This window comes from Streptomyces niveiscabiei (genome assembly GCF_001419795.1).
GTDB classification, from domain to species: Bacteria; Actinomycetota; Actinomycetes; order Streptomycetales; family Streptomycetaceae; genus Streptomyces; species Streptomyces niveiscabiei.
Genome location: NZ_LIRL01000709.1, coordinates 1 through 8749, shown reverse-complemented (window position 1 = coordinate 8749; position 8749 = coordinate 1). Strand labels below are relative to the sequence as shown.

Genomic DNA, 8749 nt, shown 5'->3' with positions numbered 1-8749 from the left:
GGGAGGGCGGCGCGGGGCGGCCGTCCGTCGTGCCGAGGCCACGGGTGGGAGGTGGACCGCGGCAGGAGTATGTGGACGCGTTCGGGGACGGGGCGGGTCAGGTGGACGGCGGCGGTCGTGCTGTCAACGCGGTCAATGCGATCAATGCAGTCAATGTGGTCAACAGGTCCGGTCGTGGGGGCGCGGCTGTCCATGCCGCCCATGCCGTCCATATGGACGTCGAACTCATTGACCAGCTTGATCGACGTGACGATGTTGATCGAGGTATCGACCATCCATCGACACCGCTCAACCCCGTCGACCCGGTCAACCCCGACGTTGACGCCGAGGCCCCGGCCCCGGCGAAGAGCGCCAAGGGCCGCGCCTTCACCGGCATCGCCGCGGCGGCCGTCACCACCGTTCTCGCGGTGGTCGTCGCCGGACAGGTCGCCGACGACGGTGGCGACGACACGGCGGCTCGCACCGAGTCGCAGAGTGAACGGTCCACGCAGACGGGCGGCGCGGTCGGCGTCCTCCCGAGCCCGTCCGCGCCGGCGGGCGTGAAGCCGCTGTCGTACGACGAGAAGATGGCCGCGAAGTACCCGCTGGCCGCGGACCTCAAGGGGTCGGGGAAGTTCGACGCGGTGCCGGGCGTCGACAAGGCGCCGGGGAAGGGCCGGAAGTACACGTACCGGGTCGACGTCGAGCAGGGGATAGGGCTGGACGGCGGACTGTTCGCGCAGGCCGTGCAGAAGACCCTGAACGACAACCGGAGTTGGGCGCACAACGGGGCCCGGACCTTTGAGCGGATCTACAGCGGACGGCCGGATTTCGTCATCACGCTGGCGAGTCCCGGCACCACAGCGTTCTGGTGCGACAAGTCCGGCCTGGACACCACGCAGGACAACGTGTCCTGCAACTCCACCGCCACCGAGCGCGTGATGATCAACGCGTACCGCTGGGCACAGGGTTCGCCGACGTACGGCGACCAGATGCACCTGTACCGGCAGATGCTGATCAACCACGAGGTGGGGCACCGGCTCGGGTACGGACATGAGACGTGTGACAAGGAGGGCGACCTGGCTCCCGTCATGCAGCAGCAGACGAAGTTCCTGGTCTTCAAGGGGATCCGCTGCCGACCCAACCCCTGGGCGTACCCGGGCAGTTGACAAACGGCTCAGAAGTCACGTTGACATGCGCACCGATTTTCGTTCATATTTCTGCCCATGTGGTCTAGTCATGCCGTCGCCAGCGCAGCCATCGAGCTCGCGCTCATCGGCGTGACCGCGCTCTGTGTAGCCGACATCCACTGTTGCTGACGCCCCGCCCTCATGCGTGCGCGCGTCGGATCCCCAGCCTTATGTCGTGACCACGGTCACTTTTCTTCGACTCTCCGCCGCCGGGGCAGACGTCTGTCCGCGATCGTCTCACTCCTCGTCAATCTGTCTCGAATACCGGGACGGCTGTCGAGATGGGGAGCGATCCGGTCAAGTCGGTCCACTGAATCAACCTCACAGTCAACACAATCAGCCCGGTCAACCCGACCGGTCCGGTCAATCGAGAGGCCCCCACCGATGCGTCAACCGTCCGTCATAGCCCGCCGCGTGGCCGCGGCGTCCGTCAGCCTGGTCGTGGCAGCGGGTGTCGCCGCCTGCGGGCCGGATGACAACGACGCCAAGGGCTCCTCCGGCGCCGACGCCACGCCCCACAAGGGCGGCACCCTCTCGGTGCTCAACGCCAACCCCCAGAAGAACCTGGACCCGGCGCGCCTCTACACCTCCGGCGGCGGCAACGTGCCGTCCCTCCTCTTCCGCACGCTCACCACCCGCAACCGCGAGAACGGCGCCGAGGGTGCGAAGGTCGTCCCCGACCTCGCCACCGACACCGGCCGCCCCAACAAGGACGCGACCGTGTGGACGTACACCCTCAAGGAGGGACTCAAGTACGAGGACGGGACCGCGATCACGACCGCCGACATCAAGTACGGCATCGAGCGCTCCTTCGCGCCCGAGCTGTCCGGCGGCGCCCCCTACCTGCGGGACTGGCTGGTCGGCGCCGCGGACTACCAGGGCCCCTACAAGGACCCCAAGGGCCTCGCGGCGATCGAGACGCCGGACGCGCGGACCATCGTCTTCCACCTGAACAAGCCCGAGGGCGAGTTCCCCTTCCTGGCGACGCAGACGCAGTTCGCGCCGGTCCCCAAGGCCAAGGACACCGGCACCAAGTACGTCGAGCACCCCGTCTCGTCCGGGCCCTACAAGGTCGTCACGAACGAGAACAACGGCGAGCACGTCGTCCTGGACCGCAACCCCAACTGGTCGGCCGCGACGGACGCCGAGCGCAAGGCGTACCCGGACAAGATCGACGTACGCTCCGGCCTCGACTCCGCGGTGATCAACCAGCGGCTGTCCGCGTCCCAAGGGGCGGACGCCGCCGCGGTCACCACGGACACCAACCTCGGCCCGGCCGAGCTGGCGAAGGTGACCGGCGACAAGAACCTCGCCGCGCGCGTGGGCACCGGTCACTTCGGCTACACGAACTACATCGCCTTCAACCCGAAGGTGAAGCCGTTCGACGACCCGAAGGTGCGCCAGGCGATCTCCTACGCCGTCGACCGCTCCTCCGTGGTCAACGCGGCCGGCGGCTCCGCGCTCGCCGAGCCCGCCACCACCTACCTGCCGAACCAGAAGTCCTTCGGCTACACGCCGTACGACCTCTTCCCGGCCGGGGCGACGGGCAACGCCGCCAAGGCGAAGGAACTGCTGAAGGAGGCGGGCCACCCGAACGGGCTGACCGTCACGCTGACGCATTCCAACGACAAGAACTTCGAGACCAGCCCCGAGATCGCGACCGCGATCCAGGACGCGCTCAAGAAGGCCGGCATCACCGTCAAGCTCCAGGGACTTGAGGACAACGACTACTCCGACACGGTCCAGAACGTGAAGACCGAGCCGGGCTTCTTCCTCGCCCACTGGGGTGCCGACTGGCCCTCCGGCGGTCCCTTCCTCGCCCCGATCTTCGACGGCCGCCAGATCGTCAAGGACGGCGCGAACTTCAACTCCGCCCAGCTGAACGACAAGTCGGTCAACGACGAGATCGACGCGATCAACAAGCTGACCGACCTGAACGCCGCCGCCAAGCGCTGGGGCGCCCTCGACAAGAAGATCGGCGAGCAGGCGCTGACCGTCCCGCTGTTCCACCCCGTCTACAAGCGGCTCTACGGCAAGGACATCAGGAACGTCGTGATCAGTGACTGGACGGGTGTCCTGGACATCTCGCAGGTCGCGGTCAAGTAGTCGATACACACACTCAATGACGATCAAGCAATCAACATGAGTCAGGCACTCCACGCCACCCAGGCCCCCGGGACGGACACTGCCGCCCCGGGGGTTTCGGGTGCCCGTCAGTTCTGGCGGCGGCTGCGCGCGCAGCGTGCCGCCATGGTCGCGGCGTCCGTCGTCGCCCTGCTGGTCCTGGTCGCGCTCGCCGCGCCCCTCCTCACCGCCCTGGAGGGCCAGGACCCCACCACCTACCACCCCGACCTGGTCGACTCGGCGCGCGGCGGCGTGCCCATCGGCTCCTTCGGCGGCGTCAGCGCCGACCACTGGTTCGGCGTCGAACCGCAGACCGGCCGCGACCTGTTCGCCCGCCTCGTCTACGGCGCCCGCGTCTCCCTCGGCGTCGCGCTCGCGGCGACCGTCGTCCAGGTCGTCCTCGGTGTCGTCGTCGGCGTCACGGCCGCGCTCGGCAACCGATGGGTTGATCAACTGTTGAGCCGGATCACGGACATCATCGTCGCGATGCCGCTGATCATCATGGCGCTGGCGCTGCTGGCCGTCGTCCCCGAGAGCTTCCCGCGCCCGGTGCTCGTCTCGCTCGTCATCGGGTTCGTCGCCTGGGGCACGATCGGGAAGATCGCCCGCGCGCAGACGCTCAGCCTGAAGGAGCGCGACTACGTCGCCGCCGCCCGGCTCAGCGGCTGGAGCACCTGGCGCATCGCGCACCGCGAACTCCTCCCCGGGCTCGCCGCGCCGGTCATCACGTACGCCGCGCTGATGGCGCCCGCCAACATCGCCATCGAGGCCGCCCTGTCGTTCCTCGGCGTCGGCGTCAAGCCGCCCACCCCCTCCTGGGGACAGATGCTCACCTCCGCCAACGTCTGGTACCAGACCGCCCCGCAGTACCTGCTGCTGCCCGCGGGCGCCCTGTTCGTCACGGTGCTGGCCCTCATGGTCCTCGCCGACGGCGTCCGCACCGCCCTCGACCCGCGCGCGGCATCGCGCCTGCGCGTCGGGACGGGCCGCAAGCAGGAGGCGAAGGCCGAGAGCGCCGAGGGGGCCGCGCAGTGAACGGCCTCATCGGATTCCTCCTGCGCCGCGCGGTCGGCGTCGTCCTCACGCTGATCGCCCTCTCGGCGCTCATCTACGTGGTCTTCTACGTCACCCCCGGCAACGTCGCCCAGATCACCTGCGGCCCGCGCTGCTCGCCGGAACAGGTCCGCCAGGTCGCCGAGCAGCTCAAGCTCGACGACCCGCTGTACCTGCGCTACTGGGACTTCCTCCAGGGCATCGTCGTCGGCCACGACTACTCGACCGGCACCTCCGTCGAGCACTGCTCGGCGCCCTGCCTCGGCATGTCGTACCAGACCGGCCAGCAGGTCACCGAGACGATCCTCGGCAAGCTCCCGGTCAGCCTGTCGCTGGTGTTCGGCGCGATGGTGCTGTGGCTGATCCTGGGCGTCGGCACGGGCGTGCTGTCGGTGTGGCGGCGCGGCCGGTTCACCGAGCGCGCGCTGACCGGCGTCACCCTCGCCGGGATCGCCATGCCGGTCTTCGTCATCGGCCTCCTGCTGATGATCGTCGTCTGCGGACAGCTCGAACTGCTGCCGTTCCCGCAGTACGTCAATTTCTCCGACGACCCCGAACAGTGGGCCTGGAACCTCCTCCTGCCGTGGCTCACCCTCGCGCTCGCGGAGGCGGCCTACTTCGCGCGCCTGACGCGTACGTCGATGCTGGAGACGCTCGCCGAGGACCACATCCGCACGTTCCGCGCGTACGGCGTCGGCGAGCGGGCGGTCATCGGACGGCACGCCCTGCGCGGCGCGCTCGCGCCGGTCATCGCCCTCAACGCCAACGACTTCGGCAGCGCGGTGGGCGGCGCGGTGCTCATCGAGACGCTGTTCGGGCTGCCCGGCATCGGCCAGGAGCTGGTCCACGCGGTCAGCGTCGTCGACCTCCCGGTCGTCGTCGGCATGGTCCTGGTCATCGGGTTCTTCGTGGTCCTCGCCAACGCCGTCGCGGACGTCCTGTACGCGGTGGCCGACCGACGGGTGGTGCTCGCGTGAGCCTCGTGGAAGTCAGCGACCTCACGGTCGAGTTCGGCGCCCTGAAGGCCGTCGACGGCCTCTCCTTCACCCTCCAGGAGGGCGCTGCGCTCGCTCTGGTCGGCGAATCGGGCTCCGGCAAGTCCACGGTCGCCTCGGCGCTCCTGGGCCTGCACAGGGGCACTGGAGCGCGTGTGGGCGGCTCCGTGACCGTCGCCGGGACGGCCGTCCAGGACGCCTCGGACGACGAGCTGCGCCGGCTGCGCGGCGGGAAGGCGGCGATGGTCTTCCAGGACCCGCTGTCGTCCCTGGACCCGTACTACGCGATCGGCGACCAGATCGCCGAGGTGTACCGCGTGCACACGCGTGCGACGAAGCGTGCCGCACGCGCGCGTGCGGTCGAGGTCCTCGAACACGTCGGCATCCCCGACGCGGCCCGCCGGTCGCGGTCGCGCCCGCACGAGTTCAGCGGCGGCATGCGCCAGCGCGCGCTCATCGCGATGGCCCTCGCCTGCGAACCGGACCTGCTGATCGCCGACGAGCCCACCACGGCCCTCGACGTCACCGTCCAGGCGCAGATCCTCGACCTGCTGCACACGCTGCGCGAGGAGACCGGCATGGGCCTCCTGCTGGTCACCCACGACGTCGGCGTGGCCGCCGAGAGCGTCGACGACGTCCTCGTCATGCGCCACGGCAGGCTCGTCGAGCACGGCACCATCGGCGACGTCCTCGGCGCCCCGAAGGACGCGTACACGCGCGAGCTGCTCGGCGCCGTCCCGCGCGTGGACGCGCGCCGCACGGTCTCCGGGGCGACCGACGACGTCGTCCTCGAAGCCACCGGCCTCAGGCGCGAGTTCGGGCGCGGCAAGAAGGCGTTCACCGCCGTCGACGACGTCTCCCTGACCGTCCGCCGGGGCGAGACCCTCGGCGTCGTCGGCGAGAGCGGCAGCGGCAAGACCACCCTGGGACGCATGCTGGTGGGCCTCCTGAAGCCCACCGCCGGCGAGATCCGCTTCGACGGACACGCGCACACGCGCGTGGACCCCGTCGTCCAGATGGTCTTCCAGGACCCCGTCTCCTCCCTCAACCCCCGCCGCACCGTGGGCGAGTCGATCGCCGACCCCCTGCGCGCGCGAGGCGAGAGGGACGAGAAGGCCATCCGCGCGCGGGTGACGGAACTCCTGGAGCGCGTCGGCCTCGAAGCGGGCCACTACGACCGCTACCCGCACGAGTTCAGTGGCGGCCAGCGCCAGCGCGTCGGCATCGCCCGCGCGCTGGCCGCCGACCCGCGCGTGATCGTCTGCGACGAACCCGTGTCGGCGCTCGACGTCACCACGCAGGCGCAGGTCGTCGCCCTCCTGGGCGAGCTCCAGCGCGAACTGGGCCTCGCGCTCGTCTTCGTCGCCCACGACCTCGCCGTCGTCCGCCAGGTCAGCGACCGGGTGGCCGTCATGCGACAGGGCCGGATCGTCGAGGAGGGGCCCGCCGACGAGGTGTACGACTCGCCGCGCGAGGACTACACGAAACAGCTCCTGGCGGCCGTACCGGCGCTCGATCCGGGTGTCGCCGCGCGCAGGCGCGCCGAACGGCGGGAGCTGGCGGCGGCCTGAGCCGACAGAGCGCCCCAGGGTGTCCCCCTGGGGCGCTTTCATGTGATTTTCGGCCCGCCGGTCGGTGACCGTGTGATCCCTTAGCGCGACAGAACGCGACCCGCACGGGAAAGTTACGACCGTTCACCCCTTTTGGTGGTGCGACGGACAACCGTCCGCCGCATCACCGCCTTGTCCGCATACGTTCTTCCCGCTGTGAGCCGTCGGGTCAACGACGGCTCCCTGAACGGGAGATCGGGGGTGCGCTCGTGCGCATCGGACTGCTGACGGAGGGTGGCCGGCCGCATCTGGGCGGTGACGCCGGACTCTGGTGCGACCGGCTCGTGCGCGGGCTCGGGCAGCACGAGTTCGCCGTCTACACGCTCCACCCCGACGACCCCCGCGACGACGGCGTCCTCCACGGCCGCCGCGCACGCGGGCGCTTCCTGGACGCGTACGGCGAACTGGCCGCGGCCATCTGCTCCGCGTCCCCCTCCACCGCTGAGGCGGACCGTTTCGGCAACGCGCTGTACACACTCGCCGAACTCGCCCGCGACGAAGGCGGCCTGCCCGGCGCACTCCGCTCCGAACGGGCCGTACGCACCCTGGAACGCGCCTGTCGCGCGCCGGGCGCCCGCCCCGCCGCCCACGCGGCCCGCGTCCCCGACCTACTCGCCGTCACGGACGGCCTGGAACGGGCCCTGAGGCCCCTGTCGCTGCCCTGGTACGACGAGGACGCCCTCGGGGCCGTCGACCTCTGCCACGCGACCTCAGGCGGCGTCGTGGCCCTTCCCGGCCTCCTCGCCGGGCACTTCTATGGGGTGCCGCTCGTTGTGACGGAGTACGGGGTGCGGTTGCGGACGCAGTATCTGGAGAACACCGGGAGCGCGGGGAGCCCGGCAGGGAACGGGGGTTTCGAGGGCGGCGCGTACGGCGACGGCGCGCGCGGTGGGGGCGACGCGGGCGCCGGGGACGCGGTCGGCCTCGGGGGTGCCGCCCCTGTACGGGCCCTGCTCGCGGCCTTCCACGGGCGGCTCGCCGCCGAGGTGTACCGGGGGGCGGCGCGGATCACGCCCGGCAACGCGCACGCGCGCCGCTGGCAGGAACGGTGCGGCGCCGACCCGGCCAAGCTGCGCACCGTCCACCCCGGGCTCGACGCCCGCCCCTTCGCCGAGGTCGGCGAGGCGCCGGACACCGCCGACCCGCGCACCCTCGTATGGGTCGGCCGGATCGAGCCCGCCAAGGACCTGGTCTCCCTCCTGCACGCCTTCGCCGAGATCCGCAGGCAGGAGCCCGGCACCCGGCTGCGCGTCGTCGGCACGCCCGCCGACGCCGAGGGCGCCGCCTACCTCGGCCACTGCCGCGCGCTGGCCGCCCAGCTCTTCCCCGACGAGGCCCCCGGCTCCTACGCCGTCGGCGACAACCCCGTCTCCTTCGAGGAACCCGGCGGACCCGAACTCCCCGGCGCCGCCGAGGCGTACGCGGCGGGCTCCGTCGTCGTCCTCTCCAGCGTCGTCGAAGGGTTCCCCGACGGGCTCGTCGAGGCCATGCTCTGCGGGCGCGCCACCGTCTCCACCGACGTCGGCGCCGTCGTCGAGGCGATAGGCGGCACCGGGCTCGTCGTCCCGCCGCGCAATCCGCGGGCGCTCGCGGAGGCGTGCGTGGCGCTCGGGGTCGCGCGCTGGAGCTGTTCACCGTCGAGCAGAACGTCGCCGCGTTCGACGCGATCTATCTGGACGTCGTGTCCCGGTGCCCCGTCCGGCGTGTCGTGGTCGGTGAGGACGGGGAGCCGATGCCGTTCGGGATGCCCGCGGAGGCGCATCTGGCGGGGCGGTGGGCAGGGCGCCGGGCGCCGGGG

General features: G+C 71.0%; 6 protein-coding genes and 1 pseudogene. All 7 read left to right on the top strand.

The genetic code is table 11. The features are described from left to right. The first annotated feature begins 212 nt into the window (after positions 1-212). The gene (locus tag AOK24_RS31210) at positions 213-1148 is read left to right on the top strand and encodes a DUF3152 domain-containing protein (protein ID WP_055723395.1); all 936 of its coding nucleotides are present in this window, start codon (positions 213-215) and stop codon (positions 1146-1148) included. A gap of 57 nt (positions 1149-1205) precedes the next feature. Then, entirely contained in the window at positions 1206-1298 is a 93-nt protein-coding gene (locus tag AOK24_RS52540; protein ID WP_316685627.1) for an Ms4533A family Cys-rich leader peptide, read from the top strand. A 255-nt stretch (positions 1299-1553) separates the two neighbouring features. Then, on the top strand, positions 1554-3275 hold the full coding sequence (locus AOK24_RS31205; RefSeq protein WP_055723394.1) for an ABC transporter substrate-binding protein: 1722 nt from the start codon (positions 1554-1556) through the stop codon (positions 3273-3275). 36 nt (positions 3276-3311) lie between these two features. Next, a complete protein-coding gene (locus AOK24_RS31200; RefSeq protein ID WP_055723393.1) occupies positions 3312-4328 on the top strand; it encodes an ABC transporter permease in 1017 nt (338 codons plus the stop codon). Continuing rightward, positions 4325-5323 carry an ABC transporter permease gene (locus tag AOK24_RS31195; RefSeq protein WP_055723392.1) on the top strand — a complete coding sequence of 333 codons (999 nt, stop codon included), beginning with the start codon at positions 4325-4327 and terminating at the stop codon, positions 5321-5323. The genes AOK24_RS31200 and AOK24_RS31195 overlap by 4 nt, the downstream gene beginning before the upstream one ends. Next, entirely contained in the window at positions 5320-6912 is a 1593-nt protein-coding gene (locus AOK24_RS52375) for a dipeptide ABC transporter ATP-binding protein (protein ID WP_055723391.1), read from the top strand. The genes AOK24_RS31195 and AOK24_RS52375 overlap by 4 nt, the downstream gene beginning before the upstream one ends. Before the next feature lie 248 nt (positions 6913-7160). After that, a pseudogene (locus AOK24_RS31185) lies at positions 7161-8749 on the top strand (glycosyltransferase); the annotation flags it as partial.